Genomic DNA, 25,607 nt, shown 5'->3' on the forward strand with positions numbered 1-25,607 from the left:
CTGTGTTTCGTGAAGACACGAACCACGGCGCTAAAATAAAAAAATGAACTACGGATTAACACAGACGCTATAGATTTAACCACTTTTATACATGATATGCAACCCTTGTAAACGCCTCAGCAAGATACTATTTAAGGCGGTGCTGTATATCCTGTTCCATCCTGTTGTACGCATGATATATTAAAACGCTGTTTGTTTAATGGTTACCGGGCCTATAAGTCCTGATTTCAATAATGGCGCATCTTTCTGATAATGTTTATACGTGGTAAACGTATACCGGCCACTTGTTCGCGGCGTTCCCTGCAGCAACCACGCAGGCCATAGTCCGTTCTTTATTCCATCATCCGGTAACTGCTCATCGCCAATTAAACGGTTTGTCCATAAGTTAGCTACTTCTATTTCTAACAGGTTTCCTTTTTGCTTTACAACCCCTGTAATATCAACCTGCCACGGAGCCGTCCACAATACACCCAGGTCTTTTCCATTAAGCTTCACCCGCGCCAGGTTTTTAACATCTCCCAGATCAAGCATCGTACGTGTCTTTTTACTTTCTGAACCTGTTTCCAAAAGATCGAAGCGCTGACTGTAAACCGCTATTCCTGAATAATATTTTATTCCTTCCTCGGAACGGGTTGTCCAATCTTCCAGCCTATCAAAAACAATTTTTTCCGGACCTCCCCATTTGGGATCAAAAGATACCGTCCATGCCGTATGTAATGTTGCTATATTTTTAACCGCCGGGAAATTCTCTTTACCCGGAACAGGAGATCTTGCTTCATCTTTTTTGAAAACAATAAAAAAACTTTGGTTAGGCTCAAATTGCAAAGGGATACTGGTTTGGCCATTTCCCTGTGTAAATGCAGAAAGGTTTCTCATTTCTCCTGTAACGGGATCCCAAAGTTCGGGGCTGCCGCTATCACACCTGAATACAGCATCCGCCTGTAAAGGCTCATCCGTTTTATTGGCTACAAAATAAATATCCCAGCCCGGGGCTGTACGGTGTGTGTAACGCAAATCGCCGGCCCATTCAAAGTCTTCTGGCAGGTTCATATTCTTTAGTAACCGGGTTGTTATGGTATATAAGGGATAAAGTCCATCCGATTTTGTGCTTATACCGGCGCCCCAGATTATTTTTCCTTTACCATATATACGTTCTGTGTAATTAGGCGGAATTTCCAGGCTGCCCCATAAGGTACGCGACAATGTTTTTACCTGCTCATCACAATCCGGGTATCCTGTTAAGCCCGGCGATTTAACAGGCGGAGCGCCCACTACTATCGCTCCATCGTATACCAGGGTTCTGATCTTTTCTAATAAACGGGGCGTCATTGTTTCAACATCCGGCAATACTAATATTTTATAAGACGCGCCTCCCGGAAATACAACCTGGTTATCTTTAACACCTGCAGTAAGCAATTGCCCCGGAGAACATCCATCAAAGTTATAACCTCTTCTGTCGCGCACAGGCTCTTCACCGGTAAGCGCCGATGAAGGCGGCCGAAAAACATGCGGGGCGCCTTCGGGCGTCAAGTACAATATATCCGCCACGGCTCTTCCCTGCTGCAAAATAAACTGGCAGCGTGAAATATAACGATGATAGTCAGCTACCATCGGCCACCAGGTTTGGTTTCTGTCCCAATGTATACCATAAGGCCCCATCGTCATACCCGGTCGTAAGCTATCCGGCAAAGACTGGCTTTGAAAGGTATGATATACAAAGCGGTTGATGCCGGCTGCAAAAGCCCAGTCGCCCTGCGCTTTCATGGAACCGGGGTGCTGTTTCCATCCTTCATTTTTTTCGGCGGTAAAGGCTTCTGCAGGAACAAGCGCCTGCCCGTTTACGTGAGCAATAGAAACCGCTTCTATACAACTGAATGAAGTATTAAAGCCAAGATCCTTACTCCAGAATTCACACATCGGTACATCTGCAACTGCGCCCAGTTCAAGATCGGCAGTAGGGTTCATGTCATACGGCTCTATAGATAAGCCCAATCCATGGCGGTGGCTGTATTTCTTAACCTGCCCGGCATGGTATTCCAATACCAGCTCCTGCCCGGTTTGCCTCAGGTCCCATAAAAATCTTTCGCTGATCTCCCGGCTTTCTACAATAACACCGTTGTATACAGGATAAAAAGGCAACGGGTCATAGCCTCTTCTTTTTATAAATTCCGCCCTGAAGTTTTTTGTCCAGTTTTGAGCGCCCATCTCCCAACTATCCATGTGCAGGAATTTTAATCCTCCTGCAGCGCTTTTATCGGGCTTTCCAATTTTTCTGAATATCTTTCCGGTATACGCATCAAGATGATTATTTAAAGCAACCGTATCAAATTTATCCGCTTCAAACCCTAAGCCGGGAAAAGGTGCGGGGCGGGTAACCGCGCCATTGTTGCGTGTACCGAACCGCATAATGATCCAGTTACCCTGCGGCACTTCCCAATCTAATGTGCCATCAGGCTGCAATTTATTGGTGAGGTCTATTATTTTCTCCTTTAAAACAGCGGCGCCTGCAGCAGCATCTTCCTTATCATTGTAAGGAGCTAAAAATGGTTTTACACCGGCGGCAGAGGAGTAAGGCGCACGATAGTACAGCGCCTTTTCATCAATGTCTTTTATTTTATTATCAACTGCGGGCTGCGGAAATGCCAGCACAGCAACATCTTCATAAAAGGCCTGCCATTGTTTTTTCAAATCAGGAGTAAACCCGCCCTCTCCAAAGAAAGGCTTTTTTGGAGGAGGTATGGGAAGCTCTATTTTTTTATTTTCATTTCCTGATACAGTTATACTTGACGATACCAGGTGTTGCATAGATTGTTCAGGCGCCACCCAGGGGCCTCCGCTTCCCGACCATCCGGGGCCTATGCCCAATGTCATGGCAATATTCAGCCTGCGGCATTCTTTTTCAGCATGTGCAAATAATGCAAGCCACCGGTCGCTCAAAAAATCAACCTTGCCACGGGGAACGCCAACATTTACTTCAAGAAATATAAGATTGCCAATACCCGCTTTAGACATAGACTCCAGGTCTTTCGTCATTCCTTCCTCCGACAAATTGCCGTCCATGAAATACCAGTACACTCCGGGCCGGGCCCATTGCGGCGGATGTAGGAAACCGGCCTTAAGCGCAGGCATCCCGGAAATATCCGTTTGGGCGGGAGCGGCCGTTTTTTTAGTACAGCCGCTCCACAATAAGACAGCTATCAGCGCAAAGACCGCTACTGATCTGACGTTTTGAAATATGCTTCGGCAATAGTTACAATCGTTCATTGGTTTACTTCTTGTAGTATATAAAATCATTGTTGTCCGGAGAAAGCACTCATAGTCGTATCCGGCCTCGTTTTACCTCACCCAACCCCTCTCCGCCCAGAGAGGGGCTAAACAATCTTCCAAAGTAGGTTCACCTGTTTTTTAAAGATTTTCTCCGAACAATAATGAAAAAAATATTTTAACAGTAACAAAACTTCGTGCCTTCCATCAGCTACTATTCAGGCAAATTCTTTTAAGATTCACAGCCCATACATACCAGGCCAATTGCTGACAGCTGATAGCTCCTTCCTCAACATACCTGTACCGTCTCCACCCCCAACAACTCACCGAGTTTTTTTATTTTTGACGCGATATGGCCAATACCTACCGCGCAATGATGAGCTGGCCCATGCACGTTCCATTGCTCTACAAATTTCCGGGCGCCAACAGGAAACCGGTACCGGCTGTTGGTATTGCCGATTTCTAATATAGGTCCAGGAACAGATTCGGCCTCTGCAACAAGAAATAATAATTTTCCATCCATCGTTTCCACAACCGATAGCAGGGTTACCGCTCCATAGCGTACCGTCATTTCAACAGAAAGCCCGTTGCCTACCTTGCCATGATATACCTGCAAAGGTTTTACTTTTATTTTTCCTTCCGCAATGGCCAAATGACCGGGGCCATCGTGCCCCATCAGCACCACATCATCATTAAAATCCATTGCATAATATTCTGTAAATGATCCGCCCGCTTCAAAGCTGTCCATTATTTTCATAGCCTGGGCATTTTTGATCTCGTATTCTCCCGCTACCGGAACGCCATTGGCCGTAAGCAGCGAATTGCCCAGGATAACAGAGCTCATGGTGTCTTTATTTTGAGGATTACCGGTGCCTTTATGATAATATGCCATGGAGCCCAACTGGTATTTACTCACTAACTGATCAAGCGCAACTGATGTTCGCGCAGCCCGCTCCAGTTCAAACGCCGAACAATCCGGCTGCACATCAAAGACCTCACCAAATACTTTTAATTTATCTTTTATTTCCTGCGCTCCCACCTGCCCGCGTATAAAAGAAAGCTCATCTACTTCTATGATTTCTATATGCCCTCCCAACACGGCACAATGCAAGGTGAAGTTGGAATAAATATCAAGCATACCACTATAATAATTACCCATAACGCCCAGGTTATTATGGTACATCATATTGGCTACTTTGGCCGAGGCTATCCATTCTTCAATTTCCTTCCATGCTTCCGGATCATTATGCAACATGCCGGTAACCTGGTAAAAAGGAATACCGGAGCGTTTAAACACACTTGCTATTTCCGGAACAGGACATGCTGAACAATAGGCCAGCCATTCACCTGTCATGCGGGTACGGTCATTCAGCTTATTGAACCATTCATAATCTATAGCCGCTTCGGGTGCAAGATTGAGTACAATTACCGGAACCTTAGCACGCTTCACTACCGGAAGTACGGTAGATGACAACGCATAAGTGGTGACATATAGAAATATAAGATCAACATCTTCAGAACGGAAACGGTGTCCTGCATCAAATGCTTTCCCGGGCGTATCTATTAAACCCAGGTTAACCACTTCGGCTCCAAACGTTTTTAACCTGCCGGCAACAACATCCACATAACCTGAAAGCCGCTTCTCTAATCCTTCAAATTGCTCCCAATATGCTTCCAATCCAATTCCAAATAATCCAATTTTAAGTGTAGTACTCATTTATTTATTTGTGTATTGCAGCAATTGAAAATCATTCATCAGTCCGTAATTATACGTATCATAAGCTTTGCCCGGAGGATACGATGTAATATTCCACCAATGGTGCGGACCAACCATGCCCGGCCTGGGTGAATTATGGTGCGGGCCTAACAGGTTTTTCAAACTGCCAACTACCTCAACCTCTACCCGGTTGGCACCTTTTTTCAGATACTTTGTAATGTTTAGTGTATTAGGTTCCGAAAATATAATACCTGCAGGCCGGCCATTTACTTTTACCGCGGCTACTGTTCCTTCCCATTCTCCCAGTTGAAGCTCAAACTGGTTAACGCTATTTTCTACGTTAAATTCCTTAACATACCGGATGCCCATTCCATACAATGGTAAACCCTGTTCCTTCCAGCTTCCCGGCTGCAGGGGTTTTGGAGGAACAATTTGCCATCCTTTATCCGCCGTTTGCAAATTAAAATCACCAAGTATGTATATGGGTTCAATTTCTGCATATACACTCATAGGATTTGCTGTAACGGATATAGTATTATCACCTGGTTTTAAATATTGCCCTATTTGCAGTACCGCAAACGACCTGTCTAACCACCACTTACCTGCAACCGGTTTTACTGTTTTACCGTTCACTGCTATTTTCTTCCACAGGTTTCCCTGTTCTATTACCGCCCTGAATTTTTTATAGTTGGCTGAGTTGTCAATAACAAAATGATAAGTAGCCGTAAACCCGCTTCCTTCGGGAAAAGTATCTCTGGCAATGATGTGATCTTTAAACTGCACCTGGTGGTTCCATGGATTCCTGTTAAATCCATAATGCGCAAATACTGCTTTGGAAGCTATACCAACATGTGTATCTTGTAACAGGGTATCGCCTAACTGAACATCACAAAAATCAATCATCAGTGTATTTTCTGCCGGGCGCATCACTTTAATGCCTGAGCCCTTAACAAGTGATTTGCTTTCCGCGATCCTGTATTTTTTTAACCCCTGTTGCTTTTTACCGGAAATAAAGAATAGCAAACTGCCGGCCGGCGGAACAGTAAAGTTCACCACTATTTTATCTAACCGCTCCTCTTCGGGATAATCTAACAACTCACCTGTAGTTAGATCCATAAGCAAAGCGTCTTTTCCTTTTATATCCACCCTTCCTTTTGCGGGCGATACCATACTGGCGTTAGATAGAAAAAGTATTTGTCCATCGTTCATGAACCTGCGGTGGTGATACAAATCGCCTCCAATAGCATCCCCGCCATTTGGAGCGATCTTAAAGCCGCTCTGCCCGAACTGCTGTTCTATGATAGATTGATCCAGACCGGCAAACTGCAGGATATGATCATTAGGTTCATTAAAATATTGTAACTCATTTTTCTGGGCGCCATCAAGCCTTTGTAATTTATCAAACAATATTACTTTACCGCCTGCCGCTGCATAAGCTTTCAGCAATTCATAAGTACTCCTGTCTATATTTTCCATTCCCGGCGGTATAACTACGGTGCTGTAGCCACGTTCACCCACTATAAATTTCCGGCCCTCCGTTTTCCCGTGATCCCGGATAATGTTTTCGGAACCTAAATCGTATTCCGCCTGCGCTTTCTCAAGCGTGGTTATAAATTGCTGGAAACGATTGCCGATAGCGCTCAATCCGGCATGTTGCTTTCCCGGGCCCGAATACATCCACGCGGAACTGGTAGGTTCAATAATTAAAATATTGTTCTGCTGTTTGCCCTGCGACATTACAAAAGACAAGCGGGTAAAATATTCATTTAGTGATTTGTAATAGGGCCACCAGGGTGTGTGATAGGAAAAGCTTTGGGGATAGTCGTATTTTCTTGCCCCGGTAAGCGTCATCATGGAAAGATGCTGGTTTAAAAAATTAACACCCAGTACATATTGCCAGTCGGCCAGCCGCTTCATGTCTTTAAAAGTAAGTTCCCAGCCGCCCCCGCCGTATGTTTCACTAAGCGTTCTTTTTTTGCTGAGTTGATTGGCAACGCTGGATAATTCTTTTACAGAACGAATATTGCCAAACTGCGCGTTAGGGCTTTCTTCATCAAACTGGTTGAACAACATATCAATACCCGGTTGCTGATGCCAGGCGTACATGGCCATGTTATCAGGGCCTTCGCCGGGGTTCGGCCATCCGTGCTCCCAGTAATGGCCCGTCCATTTCAGGTTATGTTTTTCTGTATAAGCATGCATGGGCTTCGACCACCGGTCAATAAACAATTGCAAAAGGGTTTGCTGGTAATTGTGTCTTACTTTTTTCCAGTCGCCCACTTCTTCAAAAAGAGAAGGAAGATGTGTTTGCAGATCATACCCCCACTTTTGTTTAAAGCTGCTGAAGAGGTCGGGCGTCCAGCGTATATTTCCTGCTCCCTGCGTTGGAATACTGGGCTCATCCGAAAATAACCCGGGTACTGCTTTTCCAAATTCATTGCCGGCAATCTTTTCATATCCCTTCATGGTTACATCAATGAATTTTTCTGTAACCCCTTTTACCATAAGATCAACATAAGGAAATTCCGGAGGGCCAACCGTGTTTACCTGTTTCTGATAAAACGCTTTTGTAAACAGGTAATATTTCCCCTGCTTTTCTTTTTCCTGGCTTAAACGGGAACTGATGTCAGTAAAGTTCCCGTTATCGTATTTCAGCGCAATAAAAATATCATTCATATCGGCAGGTAACACCTCCAATTTTGCTAAATGCAGCATTTGCCCCTGGTTATACGATTCCGGCATCTGGTCGGGTACATTTCCACCGCCAAACCCTGAAGGATAGGAGTTCTCGTCATATATCCACACATCCAGCCCCAGTTCTTTTCCCTTCTTTATAGTGTACTGGTATAAATTAAACCAGTCTTGCGATAAATATTCCGTAATTAATCCCGGACGGGGATGAACTATTACCCCGCCAAATGCATTCCGTTTAAATTCCAGCATCATAGAATCAATAATGGTTCTGGTTACTTTAGTGTGCCATACCCACAAGGGAGCGCTGCCGTATGCTTTACCGGGAGATGCGAATTCTTTTTGCAAATATTTCAACGTATTGTTATGCACGTTATCTCCTATCATTTGCGAACGACCATAAAACGGGCTCATTATTATTGCCAGAAAAAATACAGCCGTATGTAATAGATGTCTGAGCATAATAAAGTTTTTAAACCATTTATAAAATCAGTAACTTAATTAATTCAATACAAATTAATATGCGCCATTTCATTTTTATTGCAGCGCTATTTCGTATTGCATTGTTTACCGCCATGAAAGTATCATGAATAAAGATGAAACAGGATACACAATTTGATAATTCAGATACGCATCCTGATATAAAATTTTTGCGCCTGTTACTACCATTGCAAATATGTCTCTATGTATTGAATATAAAAGGCGGTGACATGAATTAAATCAGCTGCGAAAAGCACCATAAAAAGACAGAAAGAGATACACAATTTGATATTTCGGATATACATCCTGATATAAAATTTTTGCCTCTATGACTAATTATTACAAATATCTACCCACCAGCGATGAAGATGAAAGCTGGGGATTGCATGTATTAAATGCCGGTTGTAACAGGATCAGTAAAAACGAAATTTACCCCTCTGTACAGCACCCTGCCCATCATTATTTTGACTGGGACAAAGGCCGCGCGTTTGATGAATACCAGGTTATTTACATTGCGGAAGGCGAAGGCATTTTTGAATCTGCAAGCTGCAAAAAAAGCATTATAAAATCAGGAACAGTACTATTGCTGTTTCCCGGAGAATGGCATCGTTTTAAACCCAATGAGCAAACAGGGTGGGATGAATACTGGGTTGGCTTTAAAGGCCCCATTATGGAAAACCTTGTACAGCAGCATTTTTTTCATCAGCGCAAAGCGGTTTTACCCGTTGGTATTCATGAAAGCATCATTCATTTAATGCTGGAGATCATTGAAAAAACGAAAAATGAAAAAACAGGCTACCAGCCAATGGTAGCGGGTATTGTGCTGCATTTGCTGGGACAAATTCATTCGCTCATCAAACAAAATAATTTTAAGCCGGAAGACATTACCGAATCTATTATTAATAAAGCAAGAATTATTTTCCGAACGAATATTGACCATGATATTTCGATAGAAAAAATAGCGGAAGAGCTGAACGTAAGTTACGCGTGGTTCCGCAAAGCTTTTAAAACGTACTCCGGCATCGCGCCGCATCAATACCTGCTGCAACTGAAAATTGAAAAAGCCAAAATACTGCTCACCGATCATTCAAAACAGGTAAAGGAAATAGCTTTTAGCTTAAGCTTCAAATCGGCTTTTTACTTTTCAAAATTATTCAAAGAAAAAACCGGCCTTTCACCCGAACAGTTCAGAAAAGCTATGCACCGGTAAAAGAAGAGTGGAACTGGCATTTGAAAACCACCGCTGGTTTGATTTAACCAGAACGATGACACCTGCGGAACTGGCTGCGTTTATGAATGCACATGGCGCCGAAGAAAAAGCGCATCCTACTGTTGCAAGTGGTGGTGTGGCATTTAATAACTTAGATTATGTATACGAAGCCACCGAATACATTCTCCCCATCCCGGCTCCACAAATTCTGATCAATGATAAATTGATCCAGAATGACGGGTACTAAATGAATCAAAAGATATAGTAAACCTGTTTATATCGTTACACACAGGAATTTCAAAAAGAAACCGTTCCGCAAATGGAACGGTTTCTTTTTACCGGGCGGCCGGCGTAATATATTTTTTCCCGGCAAGAATATCTTTTACTGCTTTTATCAGCGTTTCAGGCGCCGTATCTTTATTCAGATAACCTGCAGCGCCGGCAAGCAATACCCGCAACGCAAACTGATCTTCGGGGTAAATGCTCAGCACCAGAACGGGCATTTCGGGCAATTGCTGTTTGATGCTTTTCAGCGCCTCCAGCCCCCCCCCGCCCGGCATGGAAATATCTGATATAACCAGGTCCCAGGGCGCCGAAAAAACCATGGTGGTTAATGTGCCGGTATCTTTCGCCTCACCTATATATATAGCAGGGAATTCCTCCATAAGTATCTGCTTGAGTCCTTTACGGATAAATTCATGATCATCGGCAATTAATATCCTGAGCATAGAAATACGCGGGCTTTAACGCGGGCAGAAAATTAAATAACTATCCAATACCAGGGTGTAGAGTGAAAAGCCGAAAACATGTAGACAAACTACTACAGAGGTGAGTAGTCAGTAGTCAGTAACGAGAGTCAGGCTGATACCTGATACCTAACACCTCATCGCTCCAACTTCATTTTTACTGCGGCCATATTGCTTGCCCAGAAAGTGAGCAGCACAATGCTTAAAGCGCTGGACGGCATCAGTATCGCCGCTATCAGCGGAGACAGGGTTCCCTGAACAGCAAAGTATAATCCTATAATATTATATGCAACGGACATTACAAAACCGGCAATCACTATTTTTCTGTTGATGCGGCACAAACGGATAAAGCTGCCCAGCAAACCAAGTTGTTCTGCCGCTATAATACCATCGCTTGCCGGTGTAAAATTGTTGGTTTGTGCGCTTACCGCTATACCTGTATCGCTTTGCTGCAACGCTCCCGCATCATTCAATCCATCTCCTATCATCATCACTTTTTCGCCCTTTTGCTGCAACTGACGGATATACTCCAGCTTATGCTCAGGCTTTTGGTGAAACAGCAGCACCGATCTTTCACCGGCTAACTGCTGCAGGTTGTCTTTTTCAAACGCATTGTCGCCGGAGATCACCGACAAAGGGTAATGCTGCCGAAGGGTCTGCAACAGCGCGGGCACAAATGGCCGGTAATGATTGCTGAACCGGAAACAGCCCACCGTTTTATTTTCAATGCTTATGTATACTACCGTTCCGGGTTTTTGAGACGAATGAAAATCGCTGGTTTGAGCGCCAATACTTATCCAAACATCATTTACAAAACCTTCTGTTCCTTCACCGGGCCTTTCTGTAAAACCCTGTACCGCAATATCGCGGTTAACACCCAGGTGTTTAGCCACTGCTTTGCTGAGCGGATGATTGGAGCAGGACGCTAATGCGGCTACATAGGATTTTTGGACAGCAGACAGTGTCGTTCCTTCGTATGTTATTTTTTGCTCACCCGAATCGGTAAGCGTACCTGTTTTATCAAACACAATATGCGTAACCCGCGAAATATCTTCAATAACACCGGCTTTGCGCAGGTAAAACCGGTTACGGCCTAATATGCGTAAAATATGCCCGTTGGTAAAACTATTGGCTAATAAAAGGGCACAGGGACAGGCAATGATGAAAACAGCGGTTACCGCCGGCCATATTTTAGCAGCATCGTGCATTTGCCAGTAAACGGCAGCAATAGCGGCAATAGTAAAAACCACGAGGGTGAAATATTTACTCACCCCATGTACAAACGATCTTCCCTTTTCTTCCTGCCTGTCGCCACGGTTCCAAAGCCGGGTAAGATAGCTTTGTGCAACTGCTTTCACTGTCAGTATTTCTATATTGCCGGCAGTTTGCCTGCCACCTGCATATACCATTTCACCCATCTCTTTGCGGACCGGCAGTGATTCGCCTGTTACAAAGCTGTAGTCAATAAAGGCTTTCCCACGGGTTAATATGCCATCGGCCGGGATCAGTTCTTCATTATGAATAAGCAGCGTATCGTTGATTTTTATATCGGGCAGCAATACCGGCGTTTCCTTATTGTTTTTTAATACAGCTACCGCAATTGGAAAATAAGAAGTATAGTCTCTTTCAAAAGATAACTGCCGGTAGGTTTTATCCTGTAAAACACGCCCCACAAGCATAAAAAAAACAATGCCGCTCATGGAATCAAAATACCCGCCGCCTGTGCCGGATAATACCTCCGCTACACTGCGCACAAAGGTAATGATAACGGCAAGGGCTATAGGCGCATCTATATTAAGGAATTGGTGTTTCAGGCTTTTCCACGATGACTGGTAAAAAGGTAATGCCGAATAAAAAAATACAGGGAGGGATAAGAGCAGATTCGCCCGGCGAAAAATATTACGCAATCCCTCTTCACTGGCATCTACACCCAGGTATTCCGGAAAACTGAGCAACATAATATTACTGAAACAAAAGCCCGCTATCCCCAATTGATATATCAGACTTTTATCAACAGCAGGAGGGGCTTTTGCAAGGTTATTGAGACTGATATAGGGTTCGTATCCAATAGCGGTTAGCAGTTCCGCCACTTTGCGGAGAGATGTTTCATTATGCAAAAAAATAATCTCCGCTTCCTTACGCGTAAAGTTAACCGATGACGATACCACTCCTTCGTTCAGCCTGCGCAGGTTTTCGAGCAGGTATAAACAGGAACTGCAATGCATCTGGGGCAGATAAAAAGTAATATGGGTTTGTTGCTCATCTTTAAAGCTAATGAGTTTGGCCGCTATACGATCGTCATCAAGAAATGAAAATTTATCTTTACGAACTTTTATACGCTGGGTAATACCCGGCATTTTGTTGAGATCATAGTAGTTACATAACCCGCTTTGATTAATGATCCCATACACCAATTTGCAACCTTCGCAGCAAAAGGATTTATCATCAAGCAGTATACCCGCGGAAATACATTTCTCACCGCAGTGGCTGCATAAAAGAGGAGAGATCACACTTTGACCCATACAGGAAATTGTTGGGTTAAAGTTAGCCAGGTAAAAAAAGCGTTCCGGTGACCAGTTTCAGGAAATTACCTGATTAATATCAATATAAAACCTAAAGATCAGGATTTTGTGTCCCTGCCGGCAGGCAGGTTTGAGTCTTACTGGCATATCTTCTATACCGGCACTTTTAACACAGCCCCGGATAAAAGATATTGCAGCGCCAATTCATATCCCTGCAAACCTAATCCAAAAATGCTCCCAACCGATTTTCCCGATACATGCGACAGCTTGCGAAAATCTTCCCTGGCATGCACATTGGAGATATGCACTTCCACAACAGGTGTTTGAATGGCCGCTATGGCATCGCCAATAGCAACAGAAGTATGCGTATATGCGGCAGGATTTAAAATGATGCCATCATATTCGTATCCTAACCGCTGTAATTCATTAACCAGTTCACCTTCCACGTTGCTCTGGTAATAATGCAGGTTTACTGCGGGATATTTTTTCTGCAGTTCATTAAAGTATGCCTCAAACGGCATATTGCCATAAATACCGGTTTCCCGCTTTCCCAGCAGGTTTAAATTAGGCCCGTTAATGATCGCTATTTTCATGCGTATATTCCTTTTCCCAAGTACACAATAAGAAATAGTGTTAATAACTTATCATAGCTGATAGCTGATACCTAACCCCTCATCCCTTCATCATCCCTATAAACTCATCAAACAAATAACGGCTATCATAAGGTCCGGGCGTTGATTCCGGGTGATACTGAACAGAAAACGCGGGTTTGTTTTTCATGCGTATGCCTTCAATAGAATCATCATTAAGATTAACATGGGTTATTTCTACCGTCTGCGATTTTTTTACCGCTGCGGGGTCAATGCCAAATCCATGATTTTGGGTAGTGATCTCGCTGCGGCCGGTAATAACATTTTTTACAGGATGATTCAGCCCGCGATGCCCGTGATGCATTTTAAAAGTAGGTATTCCATTTGCCATTGCCAGCAACTGGTGCCCGAGGCAAATGCCAAACAAGGGTTTTTCTTTTTGAAGTATCCCCTGTATGGTTTGAACGGCATATTCCATTGGAGCGGGATCGCCTGGTCCGTTAGACATAAAATAACCATGAGGATTAAAGTCGTCTATTTCCTGCAAGGGGGTTTTAGCCGGGTAAACCCTTACGTAGGCGCCTCTTTCCGTAAGACAATTGAGGATGTTTTTCTTCACGCCATAATCATATACGGCTACCCTGTAGCGTGAGTGCGGGTTACCCGTTTCATATACTTCTTTGGTAGAAACTACCGAGGCCAGTTCCAGCCCGCTCATAGATGGCGTTTGCGAAAGCAGGGGTTTTAAAAGGGCTAAATCCGTTGTTTCGGAAGAAATGATACAATTCATAGCCCCACAGGTACGGATATGCGCCACCAGCGCTCTTGTATCCACCCCATATATAGAAACTACCTGCTGATCCGCAAGGTATTGCTGCAGCGAGTTGTCCGCCTGCAGGCGACTGTATTTTTCCTCTAAGTTACGGCCGATCAATCCCTTTATTTTCACGGAACTACTTTCTACATCCGCGGCTTTTACCCCATAATTTCCAACATGCGCGGTATTCATAATAACCACCTGCCCGTAATAGCTGGGATCGGTAAATACTTCCTGGTAGCCGGTCATACCGGTATTAAAACAAATTTCACCCGTTGTAGTACCTATCTTACCAAACGCTTTACCATAAAAAACATTTCCGTCATCTAAAAGAAGTACTGCGGGTTTTGTAAGTGATTCAGACATCAATAGAAAATTTTGCAAATAAAATGAAATACTGTGATTTTTGAATTAACTTTTTCTGCACAATTAAAGGTATACCTAAAAAAAGCAGGATCTTATGGTGATCCTGCTTTACTATTACAATGCGTTAACATGGCTTGTGTTATTCCCCGCTCTTTTCTTTATCCGCTCCGGGAACTTCTTCAACATTAGCCTCAGCTACAGGCTGCACCTGTCCGGCGTCAGGCGCTTTAGCTTCCGCTTCCGTTTTCTTCCTGCTTCCACCCGCCCTGCGCGTTCTTTTAGTGGTTGATGCTGCTTTTTCAGTGCCTTTGGTATATATTTCATTAAAGTCAACCAGTTCAATCAGCGCTGTTTCTGCATTATCTCCCAAACGTCTTCCTAACTTAATAATGCGGGTATACCCACCCGGTCTGCCGGCAACCTTGGGTGCAATTACCGTAAATAATTCTTTTATCGCTTCTTTATTCTGCAGATAGCTGTACACCAAACGATGGTTGTGCATGATCTGCTCTTTGGTTTCGTTCTTCTTGGTTTTGGTAATAAGCGGCTCAACATAGGTTCTGAGGGCTTTTGCCTTTGCCAGCGTTGTTACAATACGTTTGTTTGTAACTAATGCAATGGCTAAATTGCTCAGCAACGCTTTTCTGTGCGATGCCGTTCTGCTGAGGTTGTTGATCTTGTCTCCGTGACGCATGACTGTTTAATTTGAAAATCTGAAAATTTGAAAATTTGAAAATGCCGTGTGTTGTAACCAACCGACACTATCTTTTCTTCTTTATTTCAAATGGTTATTAATACCTGCTGTACCGTTGTCAGGGATTTACAGCCGGACCTGCGATTACGCGCAGTTGAATGTATAAAAAATTAAAGAACTATCTTACCACTTATCACTTACCACTCTTAAAATTCATCCTTATCCAAACCTAATTTCGCCAGGTCCATTCCAAAGTGAAGGCTTCTTTCGCCTAACACCTGTTCAATTTCCGCCAGTGATTTCTGACCGAAGTTGCGGAATTTCATCAGGTCTTCCTGCTCATACTGCACCAGTTCGCTTAAGCTGTTGATCTTGGCGGCTTTCAGGCAGTTAAACGCGCGAACGCTCAGGTCAAGATCTTCCAATGGTGTTTTGAGTACTTTACGCAACTGCAATACCTGCTCGTCTACCACATCTTCTTTCTTATCTTCCTTACTGTCGAACGTTATGTTTTCGTCAGTAATGATCATCAGGTGCTGGATAAGAATACGGGAAGCTTGTTTTACTGCTTCTTCGGGCTGAATAGTGCCATCGGTTTGTACATCCATTAACAGTTTTTCGTAGTCTGTTCTTTGTTCCACACGGAAATTCTCAATCCCGTATTTCACATTTTTTATGGGAGTAAAAATAGAATCGGTAGGAATATATCCAAAAGGAGCGTCTTTCACTTTATTATCTTCAGACGGAACATAGCCGCGACCTTTCCCTATTGTAATTTCAATATTCAATTTGGAAGAAGGATCCAGCGTACAAATCAGCAACTCAGGATTCATAACCTGGAAAGATGCCGTAGCTTCTCCTATAGTGGCAGCGGTAAACTCGCTTTTTCCTTTAATGGAAAGTGTAAGTTTTTCCAGGCTGATATCTGTATCCAGAATTTTTTTAAACCGAACCTGTTTCAGGTTAAGGATAATTTCTGTAACATCTTCAGTCACCCCTTTGAGTGTAGCAAACTCATGCTCTGCCCCTTCAATAAAAATACCAATGATTGCGTACCCTTCTAAGGAGTTTAATAAAACCCTGCGAAGCGCGTTACCAATGGTAACACCATAACCCGGCTCTAACGGGCGGAATTCAAAAGATGCTTCAAACTCATTTGCTTTTTGCAGAATGATCTTATCCGGCTTTTGGAAATTTAAAATGGCCATATTTAAATTTCAATTTTAGTTTTTGATACCTTGTTCTTTGAACAGATTTCAGGTACCTGTTTAATAATGATGTCTACGCTATTTATACTTCACCACAACAGCAGTGTGGAACTATTATTTGGAATACAATTCCACGATAAGTTGTTCCTTAATATTTTCAGGAACACTTTCTCTTTCGGGATAAGCGATAAACGTACCGGTTAACTCCGCTTCATTCCAGTCTAACCAGTTGAATTTTGGATTTTTACCCCGCATCTGGCCGGTAACTGATGTATTTGCCCTGCTTTTATCTTTAAGACTTACCACATCGCCTGCTTTCAACCGGTAAGAAGGGATATTAACCACTTCGCCGTTTACGGTTACATGCTTGTGCGCCACTAATTGTCTTGCTGCAGGACGCGATGGGGCAACACCCAGACGGTATACGGTATTATCTAAGCGGGACTCAAGTAACTTGATGAGGTTTTCACCGGTAACGCCACCTAAGCGGGACGCTTCTTCGAAGGTTTTGTGGAACTGCCGCTCCAGCAAGCCATAGGTATATTTGGCTTTTTGCTTTTCCTTTAACTGAAGCGCGTATTCTCCGGGTGCTTTACGTTTTTTTGAATTGCCATGCTGACCGGGAGGAAAACTGTTTTTGGTAAGATACTTACCATTGCCAAGAATGGGTTCGCCGAAAATACGGGAGATTCTTGTTTTTGGGCCTGTGTAACGTGCCATAATTGTTATACTTTGATTTTTTACTTATGGTGTGCGATCATTAAAAATCTAAAATCAATCGAACACCCGTTATTGATTTAAAATTCGAGATTCAAAATTTGAAATTCAAATTTTAGTTTTTATACTCTTCTTTTCTTGGGAGGGCGGCAGCCGTTATGAGGCAGTGGAGTAACATCTTTGATCATGTTTACTTCAATTCCGCTGTTAGCTATAGCGCGGATAGCGCTTTCACGTCCGGAGCCGGGTCCTTTTACAAATACGTCTACTCTTTTCAAACCAGCTTCAGCCGCAACTCTTGCCGCATCCGAAGCAGCCATCTGAGCCGCGTAAGGTGTATTTTTCTTAGATCCTTTAAAACCCATTTTACCGGCGCTGCTCCAACTAATCACCTGTCCGGTTTTATTGGTTAAGCTAACGATAAGGTTGTTGAAACTTGCAGTTACATGCGCGTCACCGTATGCATCTACTTTTACCACTCTTTTTTTTGCAGCAGCTTTTGCGCTGCCTGCCTGTGCTTTAGCCATAATACGAGGTAGTCCTTTAAATAGTTAAAATAATGCGTTGAATCATCCCTCCCCGTGAAGCATACGGATCCGGCGATTATTCTATAATATTACTTCTTGGTCGCTTTCTTTTTACCGGCAACCGTTTTACGCTTGCCTTTACGGGTACGCGAGTTAGTACGGGTGCGCTGTCCGCGAAGCGGTAATCCCTTTCGGTGACGCAAGCCACGGTAACAGGCAATATCCAGCAAACGCTTAATGCTCATTTGTACTTCAGAACGCAACTGTCCCTCTACCTTAAATTCATTGGTAATGATATTACGAATGGCATTCAGGTCTTCATCATTCCATTCATGTACCTTTTTATCGTAGCTTATTCCAGCTTTTTCCAAAATGTACCTTGCGGTAGAGCTGCCAATACCAAAAATATAGGTCAACCCTATTTCTCCCCTTTTGTTCTTAGGTAAATCAACACCGGCAATACGAGCCATAAAGATTTTAAATTTTAAATTTCAAATTTGAGATTATCTTATCCCTGTCTTTGCTTGAAGCGCGGATTTTTTTTGTTGATTACATACAGTACACCTTTCCTCCTCACGATCTTGCAGTCAACGCTACGCTTTTTTATGGATGCTCTTACTCTCATTATATTGAGTTTTATGTATAAATATTATTTATATCTGAAAATAATCCTGCCCCTGCTTAAATCGTACGGACTCATCTCCACACCTACTTTATCTCCTGGTAAAATCCGGATGTAGTGCATCCTCATTTTACCAGAAATGGTTGCCAGGATTTCGTGACCATTTTCTAATTTTACCTTGAACATCGCGTTGGACAAGGCTTCTAAAATGATTCCATCCTGCTTTATAAGTGTTTGTTTTGCCATACCGTTTTTGGGTGCGCAAAGATACGATTATAATGTTGATTATAACAAAAAAAGAGAAAATTTACCGGATGCACGCGGTATATGCTGATAAATTTTAATAAAAAACGGGGTTTATGGCAATCCAATGTGCATATTTGTCATGGACTGGTAGTGGTTCTGGAACTGGTGTACAGCTAAATCATTGTTAATTTCCCGGTGCTCATCCCGGTAGGTGAGCAGTAACATATTCCCGTCTTTTTTTAGGTAACGTACTATAAAAGGCCCCTTTATATAAGCTATTCCATCCGCAGTAAAGGCGGGATCGGATGAAAGGGCGAAGCCAAGCGTTTCCAGCATACCGGGGGTGAGTGGTACCGCGCTAAGCTGATCGTTACCGTACCAAAATTCCTGGTCGCCATGGGCCACCAATACTTTCCTTTCTTCCTTATCTATATTTAATACGGTTCCCGTATTTACAACATCTTCAAAACGGGCGTTAACAATATCCCCGGTTTTAATTTCTGAAAGTTTGATCATGGCAGGCATTTTAGTGCAGGACTAATATAAAGAAAATTATTGTATAGGATGAAATTAAATCCGAAGTGAATCCAAAAACACCAAATAACAAGAACCAAAGAAATTACAAATCAGAAGCAGAAAGTTCGAAATCAGAAGCGGGATAGCACCTCAAATTTTAAATCTCAAATTTCAAATCATAACACCCTGAAACCTCCAACCGAACATATACCATTTCAGCTTCCACCTACGGAACCACAACCGTTTCGCTTTGCACCGTATGAACGCTAAAATAGCCCAGGGCGCCTCCCTCAATATTTGTTACAGGATTTGCCGGAGACGCCGAATTGCTGCCTCCTGAAGCGCCCTGACCGAGACTAAACCAATACCTGAACAGCGCGGGCGCTATACATTGCATTTCCACCTTAACTGTATCACCGCTTTTAATGTCTTTCTTGTCATCAGGAGCTGTAAATAATGTAATACCAGAGATGTTCCCATCGGAATAATCATCATCGCGGATAAATATGTTTTTTTCCTTTACGCCATTTACATACTGAATAAAGCGGTAACTATTGCCTTTACCCACAGGATCTGTGTATTGTACATTTGCCAGCTTTAATCTTTTGCCAAAAAAACTTTCTTCCTCTATATAAAGCGAGTCCATATTAACCATAACCGGCATCGTGCAGGAGGCAGCAAATGTTTGCCCGTTAACCTGTACATGCAGCGTATAGGTGTTACCGGTAGTGGCAGTAAGTATAGCCGACTGGTAAACGCCGGTTGTTGTTTCTGTTAGCGTAGTGGTGTTACCGTTATTATCGGTAACCAGCACCGCAGCATTGGCTATCCCTTCAAAGTCATTATTATCGCTGAAGTTTTTTGTTTTTGATACCCGCACTGTGCAATCGCCCGGCCTGTTGGTAACTGCGCCTTCAATTACATATTGCTTTTCCGAATCCTTTAAGGCCACATCTATCACCTTTTCGCAGGATGTAAAAGCAAGGGTTATAATGAGACTGAATAGGATAAGATTACGCATGCACATCAGAATTTAAAATTATAGGATACGGAAGGTATATACTTAAACAATGCCAGTTGCACGGCCTCTGTTTTAGCCGGATCATCTTCGCTCTCCCGGAAGGATATGCTGTACGCATTTTCCCTTCCGTAAGCGTTGTACAGGCTAAAGCTCAGTTCCGATGAAAATCTTTTCCGCTGCTTCAGCATCCAGGTGGCGCCCAGGTCTAAACGGTGATAAGCCGGCATCCTGTAAGCATTCCGCTCCGTATAATAAAAATAGGTTTGATCATTTACATTGTATTTGCCTGCCGGAAAGGTTACCGCGTTGCCCGTATAATAGATCCAGTTGGCCGATAGCGTCCATTTTTTGCTGAGCTGATACGATACCACCAAAGCCAGGTCATGTGTTCTGTCCTGCCGGGCATTGTACCATTTATTACTATTGATGCCATTCATCTTTTTTTCTGTTTTAGACAAGGTATAGCTTAGCCAGCCGGTAAGTTTCCCCTCCTTCTTCTTAAATTGAAATTCCAGTCCATAGGCTCTTCCTTTCCCAAACAACAACTGTGTTTCAATGGCATCGGAGTTGATGAACACATTAGCGCCATCCCGGTAATCTATCTGGTTTTGCATGGTTTTATAATAGGTTTCGGCCGTAAGCTCATAGTTATTATCCCAAAGATTTTTATAATAGCCTATGGCAAACAGATCAGACACTTCCGGCTTGATGATATTGGTACTGGCTACCCATTTATCTGTTGGGCTTGAAGTAGTGGAGTTGCTGATGAGATGAAGGTTTTGCACATTGCGCACATAAGACGCTTTTACCGAGCTGCTGCCATTGAGCTGGTAGCTTGCGGCAACACGGGGTTCAGGGTTGATATAGGTTTTAACAAACGCGCCTTTAGCATAGCTCAGCGTATCAGTAACCTTTCCTTCGGGGCTAACATTATAAAAATCGCCCTCACCCAGTATACTAAACGAAGTAAGCCGCAGTCCATACGTTAGATTAAGCTTGTTAGCGGCCTTCCAGGTATTGGTAAAGTACAGGGCATTTTCCCATGAATATCTTTTTTGCAATAAAGCCAGGTTAATGCTCGACTGATCGGAGGCGGGCCGTACTTCGCCTGGACGTATGGTATGATGAACAGCGTTGAAGCCAAAGCGGATATTATTTTTATTATTGAGATACCACTGAAACTCCTGCTTAAGGTTCAGATCGCGGATCTGCGAGAAGATATCGAACTCATTAGCCCCGCTGCGGATAGAAATATTGTAATTGTAATTGCTGAAAATAAAAGAAGTATTGGAAAATAATTTATTGCTGAAAATATGGTTCCAGCGCAGGGTACCCGTTGCATTACCCCAATCGAGCCCAAAAGTTTGCCCTGCGGCCAGCACATCTTTTCCAAAATAGCCCGAAAGGTATAGCCTGTCTTTATCGCCAATATCGTAGTTGAGCTTGGCGTTCAGATCATAAAAATACAGTGTATTATTTTTTAATGAAGAATCATTAGACAGCTTTAAAAACATATCTGCATATGTTCTTCTCCCGGTAATTAAAAAAGAAGATTTGTCTTTTTGTACAGGACCTTCCACATTTAATTTTGCGGATATGAGGCCTATTCCACCGCTTACATTATAGTTCTGGTTGTTGCCATCATTCATTTTAATATCCAGCACCGATGATAACCTACCGCCATATTGCGCAGGCATACCGCCTTTGTAAACAGTAACATCTTTAATGGCATCGGAATTAAAAGTGGAGAAAAAGCCCAGCAGGTGCGATGCATTGTATACGGTAGCTTCATCTAACAGAATCAGGTTTTGATCTGCCGCGCCGCCTCTTACAAAAAAACCGCTGTTGCCTTCACCGGCCGCTTTAATACCGGGCAATAGCTGCACAGTTTTCAGCACATCCCTTTCGCCAAGTAGAACCGGGATGTTCCTTATTTCTTTAGTGCTCAGTCTTTCAATGCCCATTTGCGGACTGCTGAGGCTCCGGGTTTTTGAGGTAGCCGTAATGGTTATGTTATCCAGCGTTTTGGTCTCCTCTTCCAGCGCTATATTAAGGGTGATATGCTTATCCAATGTAATATTCCGCGAATAGGCAAGCATACCTACTGCCGATATAGTTATAGTATACTTTCCCCCAGGCAGCGAAATGGAGTAGAATCCATAATCATTACTAAAAGCTCCGGCATCGCCCACCCTAACGCTGGCGCCAATAACCGTTTCCCCTGTTTTTTTTACCCTTATCGTTCCGCTTATCGTAAACCTGTTCTGGCTATAGCCCTGTATACCCGTAAGCAGTACTATTATCGTTAACAATAACCTGTTCATTAGCTTTAGTTTGATGTCAATATTCCTGCCATTTTGTTGTGGCATGCGCCTGCAGCACTGCATTTACCTGCAACAGTTGTGAAAAAATATCGCAGATCTTTCCCAAAAGTGTGGCGAAGATACAGGTCAAACAAACAGGTACCCGCCTGCAATTACACCTCCTGCCATAATTAAACAAAGTATAACAAAAAAGGGGAAAGTCTGTTTCACTTCCCGCTCCACTTTCGGTAGGCGAATGCAACACTTTTATTCTTCTGTTTCCGCTTCATGATCTGTCCTTCCTACTGGTTCGCTTCGCCTTTCGCCAATTTGCTGCCGCCACATGGCATAGTACAGCCCTTTTTTATCTACCAGAAAATCATGGCTGCCCGACTCGGTAACTTTGCCCTTTTCCAGCACATAAATCGTATCGGCATGCATAATGGTAGACAGCCTGTGTGCTATTAAAATTGTAATGGGGTCTCTTTGCGCGGATATTGATTTAATGGTTTCTGTAATGGCTTCTTCAGTAAGGGAGTCCAGCGCCGAAGTAGCTTCATCAAAGATCAGCAGCCGTGGGTGCCGCAACAACGCCCTGGCAATGGCTATACGCTGTTTTTCGCCTCCCGACAACTTCATACCGCTTTCGCCTAAAACCGTATCCAGCCCCTTCCCGGAACGGGCAAGCATACCATCGCAGGAAGCCTGGTGCAAAGCATGTAATATTTCTTCATCGGTTGCGCCGGGCTTTACAAATAATAAATTTTCTTTTATGGTTCCAAAAAACAATTGCGTGTCCTGCGTTACAAATCCAATCTGGCGGCGCATTTCATTATAGCGGATTTGAGCCGCCGGGATATTATTAAAAAAAACGGCTCCTTTTACCGGACGGTACAAACCCACCAATAGTTTTACTAAAGTAGATTTGCCGGATCCAGAAGGACCTACGAACGCGATAGTATCGCCGCTTCTCAGCTCAAAAGAAATATTATCAATAGCATTTACCGAAGCGCTGGCATGGCGAAACACTACCTGTTCAAAGCGCATGGATACTAAAGGGCCAATGGCAACCGGCTTCTCCGGCCTGGCTTCTACCGGCTTTTTCATGAGCCTGTCGAAATTCATGATAGACGCTTCCGCTTCACGGTACGAAAGAATAATATTACCCAGGTCCTGCAGCGGCCCAAAAATAGTAGTGGAGATGAATTGCATACTGATCAGTTCACCTGTAGTGAGCACATGCCGGAAGATGAGCCACAATAAAATAAACAAAATAGACTGCCGCAATAAGGTGAGCGCCGAGCCTTGCAAAAAACTGAGCATCCGCACTTTTTTTACTTTTTGTATTTCCAGGTCGAATATTTTTTGAGTATGATCTCTCAGCCTTCTTATTTCGGGATAGGTAAGCCCGAGGCTTTTAACCAGTTCAATATTACGCAGCGATTCGGTGATAGCACCCGACATCTGATTGGTTTCGCGGTTAATGGAACGCTGCAGGGTTTTTATTTTCTTGCTCAGCAGGCCGGTGAGGCCACCCAATACCACTACGCCAATAACAAAAACAGGTATCAGCAGCCAGTGCTTAGTAACAGCATACCATATTAAAAAGCCAATGCCAATGAGTGAAGAAAAAAGAATATTGATAAACGCGTTGATGAAGCGTTCGGTATCGGTTCTTACTTTTTGCAGTACGGAAAGCGTTTCACCGCTTCTTTGTCCTTCAAATTCCTGGAAGGAAAGGCGAAGGGTTTGTTTCAACCCATCGTTGAATATCTGCATGCCAAATTTTTGTACTGCAAATCGCATCACATAATCCTGCAGGGTTTTTGCAAGCCGTGCCAGCAACGCGATAGCAACTGCCACCAGCAGCCAGAAAGTTACGCCACTTACCAATTCCTTTTCGGTTTTGCTGCCCGGGTTGGTAGCGTAATCATCAATGATTTTTCCAAAGATCAAAGGATCAACCAAGGTGAGTAATTGTGCTACCCCGGCTAAGGAAAGCGCCAGTAGAATAAGCCAGCGATGCGGTTTGAGGTAATACCAGAGTATATTCATTGGCCAGATTCCGTTTTATATGAACTGCTAATGAAATTAGGGAAATAAAATAAAAGGGGGGAAATGGTAACCCCGGGTTGGTGAAAAATTAAAAATAAAAGAGTGGTTTAAGCAGCAAGCATTTTTCGCGGGACATTGGTGACCGTGGGACATTACAAATGCTGATAGTCACCTGAGTCCCGGAGTCCACCAATATGAGTGGTTATAGCATATTTATATTATTGAGCCTGATCGTTCTTTCTCTTAGATTACTGGCAGACTATTCGCTGCAACGATAAATTTCTTTAATCAAATTTTTTTTCTCGTTTATATCCTTATATATGCCTTCCTCATATTTTATTAATTCTCCATCCTCGTCATAATAAGCCATAATGCAATTGCAAGCTGGTCCATTACAGGTACTTGCATAAAGTACCTTCTTGTTGTATGTATACCTCAATACAGTAATGCCGCATACAGGACATTCCTGTTGAGCTTCATCTATCAGGGCTTGGATTGACTTTGGCAAATCTTTGATCTCCATATCCGGGTTGTCTTTCTTTGAGCAGGAAAGGCTGAGGAAGAGCAAAGCGATGAGTGAAATATTTTTCATATATCTCAGTTTCCTGATTGATCATCCGGGAACCCAAAGCGTTGCATAAGAAATAAATATTTATCATCATATTGTCATTTACGGGCACAAAAAAGCCCCGCGATAAATCGCGGGGCTCAATAAATATGGCACCTACCTACTCTCCCACATTGTATTGCAGTACCATCGGCCATGGGGGGCTTAACTTCTCTGTTCGGTATGGGAAGAGGTGAACACCCCCGGAAAAAGCACCATAAGAATTTGAAATTTGAAACTTCAGATTTCAAATTAATAATGTACATATTGGGAAATAACGAAAACGGTAATTATAAAAAAAAATTAAAGCGTACGGGCAATTAGTACTACTCGGCTTTGATGTTACCACCTTTATACCTGTAGCCTATCAACGTCGTAGTCTGCGACGACCCTTAAAAGTAAACTCATCTTGTGGAAGGTTTCACGCTTAGATGCTTTCAGCGTTTATCCTTGCCGTGCGTAGCTACTCTGCATTGCACCTGGCGGCACAACAGATACACCAGCGGCACGTACGACCCGGTCCTCTCGTACTAAGGTCATGTCCACGCAATTTACTAACGCCCACCACAGATAGGGACCGAACTGTCTTGCGACGTTCTGAACCCAGTTCACGTGCCACTTTAATCGGCGAACAGCCGAACCCTTGGGACCTTCTCCAGCCCCAGGATGTGACGAACCGACATCGAGG

The 25,607-nt window shown here is 43.3% G+C and carries 21 protein-coding genes and 2 rRNA genes; 2 read left to right on the forward strand and 21 right to left on the reverse strand.

Translation table 11 applies throughout. The features are described from left to right. Positions 1 to 180 precede the first annotated feature (180 nt). The 3 genes from VL121_RS04440 to VL121_RS04450 all read right to left on the reverse strand — a co-directional run bounded on the left by VL121_RS04440 (position 181) and on the right by VL121_RS04450 (position 8,134). Positions 181 to 3,264, reverse strand: a complete 3,084-nt coding sequence (locus VL121_RS04440) for a glycosyl hydrolase (protein WP_325402576.1) — start codon at positions 3,262 to 3,264, stop codon at positions 181 to 183. Positions 3,265 to 3,553: 289 nt separating this feature from the next. Next, positions 3,554 to 4,981: an arabinose isomerase gene (locus tag VL121_RS04445; protein ID WP_325402578.1), complete on the reverse strand. Its 1,428-nt coding sequence runs from the start codon at positions 4,979 to 4,981 to the stop codon at positions 3,554 to 3,556. After that, positions 4,982 to 8,134, reverse strand: coding sequence for a glycosyl hydrolase (locus tag VL121_RS04450; RefSeq protein WP_325402580.1), 3,153 nt, complete (start codon positions 8,132 to 8,134; stop codon positions 4,982 to 4,984). It lies immediately after the preceding gene. 346 nt (positions 8,135 to 8,480) lie between these two features. Between VL121_RS04450 and VL121_RS04455 the strand changes: the two genes are divergently transcribed. Beyond that, positions 8,481 to 9,362, forward strand: coding sequence for an AraC family transcriptional regulator (locus VL121_RS04455; RefSeq protein WP_325402583.1), 882 nt, complete (start codon positions 8,481 to 8,483; stop codon positions 9,360 to 9,362). A gap of 7 nt (positions 9,363 to 9,369) precedes the next feature. Further along, positions 9,370 to 9,609: a RagB/SusD family nutrient uptake outer membrane protein gene (locus VL121_RS04460; protein ID WP_325402585.1), complete on the forward strand. Its 240-nt coding sequence runs from the start codon at positions 9,370 to 9,372 to the stop codon at positions 9,607 to 9,609. 88 nt (positions 9,610 to 9,697) lie between these two features. Here VL121_RS04460 and VL121_RS04465 read toward each other — a convergent pair whose 3' ends face one another. The 18 genes from VL121_RS04465 to VL121_RS04550 form a co-directional block, all read right to left on the reverse strand. Continuing rightward, a complete protein-coding gene (locus tag VL121_RS04465) occupies positions 9,698 to 10,090 on the reverse strand; it encodes a response regulator (protein WP_325402587.1) in 393 nt (130 codons plus the stop codon). A 155-nt stretch (positions 10,091 to 10,245) separates the two neighbouring features. After that, the gene (locus VL121_RS04470) at positions 10,246 to 12,630 is read right to left on the reverse strand and encodes a heavy metal translocating P-type ATPase (RefSeq protein ID WP_325402589.1); all 2,385 of its coding nucleotides are present in this window, start codon (positions 12,628 to 12,630) and stop codon (positions 10,246 to 10,248) included. Between the two features lie 152 nt (positions 12,631 to 12,782). After that, on the reverse strand, positions 12,783 to 13,223 hold the full coding sequence (gene aroQ / locus VL121_RS04475; protein ID WP_325402591.1) for a type II 3-dehydroquinate dehydratase: 441 nt from the start codon (positions 13,221 to 13,223) through the stop codon (positions 12,783 to 12,785). A gap of 79 nt (positions 13,224 to 13,302) precedes the next feature. Continuing rightward, positions 13,303 to 14,403 carry a glutamine-hydrolyzing carbamoyl-phosphate synthase small subunit gene (carA, locus tag VL121_RS04480; protein ID WP_325402593.1) on the reverse strand — a complete coding sequence of 367 codons (1,101 nt, stop codon included), beginning with the start codon at positions 14,401 to 14,403 and terminating at the stop codon, positions 13,303 to 13,305. 139 nt (positions 14,404 to 14,542) lie between these two features. Continuing rightward, positions 14,543 to 15,097 (reverse strand): 50S ribosomal protein L17, encoded by a 555-nt coding sequence (gene rplQ, locus VL121_RS04485; protein ID WP_349255349.1) that lies wholly within the window; start codon positions 15,095 to 15,097, stop codon positions 14,543 to 14,545. Positions 15,098 to 15,303: 206 nt separating this feature from the next. Further along, on the reverse strand, positions 15,304 to 16,305 hold the full coding sequence (locus VL121_RS04490) for a DNA-directed RNA polymerase subunit alpha (RefSeq protein WP_325402595.1): 1,002 nt from the start codon (positions 16,303 to 16,305) through the stop codon (positions 15,304 to 15,306). A 114-nt stretch (positions 16,306 to 16,419) separates the two neighbouring features. Further along, positions 16,420 to 17,025, reverse strand: a complete 606-nt coding sequence (rpsD, locus tag VL121_RS04495) for a 30S ribosomal protein S4 (protein WP_325402597.1) — start codon at positions 17,023 to 17,025, stop codon at positions 16,420 to 16,422. Positions 17,026 to 17,144: 119 nt separating this feature from the next. Beyond that, positions 17,145 to 17,549: a 30S ribosomal protein S11 gene (gene rpsK / locus VL121_RS04500; protein WP_152269851.1), complete on the reverse strand. Its 405-nt coding sequence runs from the start codon at positions 17,547 to 17,549 to the stop codon at positions 17,145 to 17,147. 89 nt (positions 17,550 to 17,638) lie between these two features. Next, the gene (rpsM, locus tag VL121_RS04505) at positions 17,639 to 18,019 is read right to left on the reverse strand and encodes a 30S ribosomal protein S13 (protein WP_324558934.1); all 381 of its coding nucleotides are present in this window, start codon (positions 18,017 to 18,019) and stop codon (positions 17,639 to 17,641) included. Positions 18,020 to 18,057: 38 nt separating this feature from the next. After that, positions 18,058 to 18,174 carry a 50S ribosomal protein L36 gene (gene rpmJ, locus VL121_RS04510; protein WP_152269853.1) on the reverse strand — a complete coding sequence of 39 codons (117 nt, stop codon included), beginning with the start codon at positions 18,172 to 18,174 and terminating at the stop codon, positions 18,058 to 18,060. Positions 18,175 to 18,198: 24 nt separating this feature from the next. Beyond that, positions 18,199 to 18,417, reverse strand: coding sequence for a translation initiation factor IF-1 (gene infA / locus VL121_RS04515; RefSeq protein ID WP_152269854.1), 219 nt, complete (start codon positions 18,415 to 18,417; stop codon positions 18,199 to 18,201). A 111-nt stretch (positions 18,418 to 18,528) separates the two neighbouring features. Beyond that, positions 18,529 to 18,933: a hypothetical protein gene (locus VL121_RS04520; RefSeq protein WP_325402602.1), complete on the reverse strand. Its 405-nt coding sequence runs from the start codon at positions 18,931 to 18,933 to the stop codon at positions 18,529 to 18,531. 226 nt (positions 18,934 to 19,159) lie between these two features. Continuing rightward, positions 19,160 to 19,954 (reverse strand): DUF4249 domain-containing protein, encoded by a 795-nt coding sequence (locus VL121_RS04525; protein ID WP_325402604.1) that lies wholly within the window; start codon positions 19,952 to 19,954, stop codon positions 19,160 to 19,162. A 5-nt stretch (positions 19,955 to 19,959) separates the two neighbouring features. Beyond that, positions 19,960 to 22,278 carry a TonB-dependent receptor gene (locus VL121_RS04530; protein WP_325402606.1) on the reverse strand — a complete coding sequence of 773 codons (2,319 nt, stop codon included), beginning with the start codon at positions 22,276 to 22,278 and terminating at the stop codon, positions 19,960 to 19,962. Positions 22,279 to 22,524: 246 nt separating this feature from the next. Further along, positions 22,525 to 24,312 (reverse strand): ABC transporter ATP-binding protein, encoded by a 1,788-nt coding sequence (locus VL121_RS04535; RefSeq protein ID WP_325402608.1) that lies wholly within the window; start codon positions 24,310 to 24,312, stop codon positions 22,525 to 22,527. A 259-nt stretch (positions 24,313 to 24,571) separates the two neighbouring features. After that, the gene (locus VL121_RS04540; protein ID WP_325402610.1) at positions 24,572 to 24,904 is read right to left on the reverse strand and encodes a hypothetical protein; all 333 of its coding nucleotides are present in this window, start codon (positions 24,902 to 24,904) and stop codon (positions 24,572 to 24,574) included. Between the two features lie 123 nt (positions 24,905 to 25,027). Beyond that, positions 25,028 to 25,139, reverse strand: a 5S ribosomal RNA gene (rrf, locus tag VL121_RS04545). A 79-nt stretch (positions 25,140 to 25,218) separates the two neighbouring features. Then, positions 25,219 to 25,607: ribosomal RNA gene (locus VL121_RS04550) — 23S ribosomal RNA — on the reverse strand; the annotation flags it as partial.

Origin of the sequence: Agriterribacter sp. (genome assembly GCF_035497235.1) — a bacterium.
Taxonomy (GTDB): domain Bacteria; phylum Bacteroidota; class Bacteroidia; order Chitinophagales; family Chitinophagaceae; genus Agriterribacter.

Bases quoted from the DNA above. Each gene is read 5' to 3' on its own strand.
- VL121_RS04440 (WP_325402576.1), bottom strand. From the start codon at position 3,264: ATGAACGATTGTAACTATTGCCGAAGCATATTTCAAAACGTCAGATCA.
- VL121_RS04445 (WP_325402578.1), bottom strand. From the start codon at position 4,981: ATGAGTACTACACTTAAAATTGGATTATTTGGAATTGGATTGGAAGCA.
- VL121_RS04450 (WP_325402580.1), bottom strand. From the start codon at position 8,134: ATGCTCAGACATCTATTACATACGGCTGTATTTTTTCTGGCAATAATA.
- VL121_RS04455 (WP_325402583.1), top strand. From the start codon at position 8,481: ATGACTAATTATTACAAATATCTACCCACCAGCGATGAAGATGAAAGC.
- VL121_RS04465 (WP_325402587.1), bottom strand. From the start codon at position 10,090: ATGCTCAGGATATTAATTGCCGATGATCATGAATTTATCCGTAAAGGA.
- VL121_RS04470 (WP_325402589.1), bottom strand. From the start codon at position 12,630: ATGGGTCAAAGTGTGATCTCTCCTCTTTTATGCAGCCACTGCGGTGAG.
- aroQ (WP_325402591.1), bottom strand. From the start codon at position 13,223: ATGAAAATAGCGATCATTAACGGGCCTAATTTAAACCTGCTGGGAAAG.
- carA (WP_325402593.1), bottom strand. From the start codon at position 14,403: ATGTCTGAATCACTTACAAAACCCGCAGTACTTCTTTTAGATGACGGA.
- rplQ (WP_349255349.1), bottom strand. From the start codon at position 15,097: ATGCGTCACGGAGACAAGATCAACAACCTCAGCAGAACGGCATCGCAC.
- VL121_RS04490 (WP_325402595.1), bottom strand. From the start codon at position 16,305: ATGGCCATTTTAAATTTCCAAAAGCCGGATAAGATCATTCTGCAAAAA.
- rpsD (WP_325402597.1), bottom strand. From the start codon at position 17,025: ATGGCACGTTACACAGGCCCAAAAACAAGAATCTCCCGTATTTTCGGC.
- rpsK (WP_152269851.1), bottom strand. From the start codon at position 17,549: ATGGCTAAAGCACAGGCAGGCAGCGCAAAAGCTGCTGCAAAAAAAAGA.
- rpsM (WP_324558934.1), bottom strand. From the start codon at position 18,019: ATGGCTCGTATTGCCGGTGTTGATTTACCTAAGAACAAAAGGGGAGAA.
- rpmJ (WP_152269853.1), bottom strand. From the start codon at position 18,174: ATGAGAGTAAGAGCATCCATAAAAAAGCGTAGCGTTGACTGCAAGATC.
- infA (WP_152269854.1), bottom strand. From the start codon at position 18,417: ATGGCAAAACAAACACTTATAAAGCAGGATGGAATCATTTTAGAAGCC.
- VL121_RS04520 (WP_325402602.1), bottom strand. From the start codon at position 18,933: ATGATCAAACTTTCAGAAATTAAAACCGGGGATATTGTTAACGCCCGT.
- VL121_RS04525 (WP_325402604.1), bottom strand. From the start codon at position 19,954: ATGCGTAATCTTATCCTATTCAGTCTCATTATAACCCTTGCTTTTACA.
- VL121_RS04530 (WP_325402606.1), bottom strand. From the start codon at position 22,278: ATGAACAGGTTATTGTTAACGATAATAGTACTGCTTACGGGTATACAG.
- VL121_RS04535 (WP_325402608.1), bottom strand. From the start codon at position 24,312: ATGAATATACTCTGGTATTACCTCAAACCGCATCGCTGGCTTATTCTA.
- VL121_RS04540 (WP_325402610.1), bottom strand. From the start codon at position 24,904: ATGAAAAATATTTCACTCATCGCTTTGCTCTTCCTCAGCCTTTCCTGC.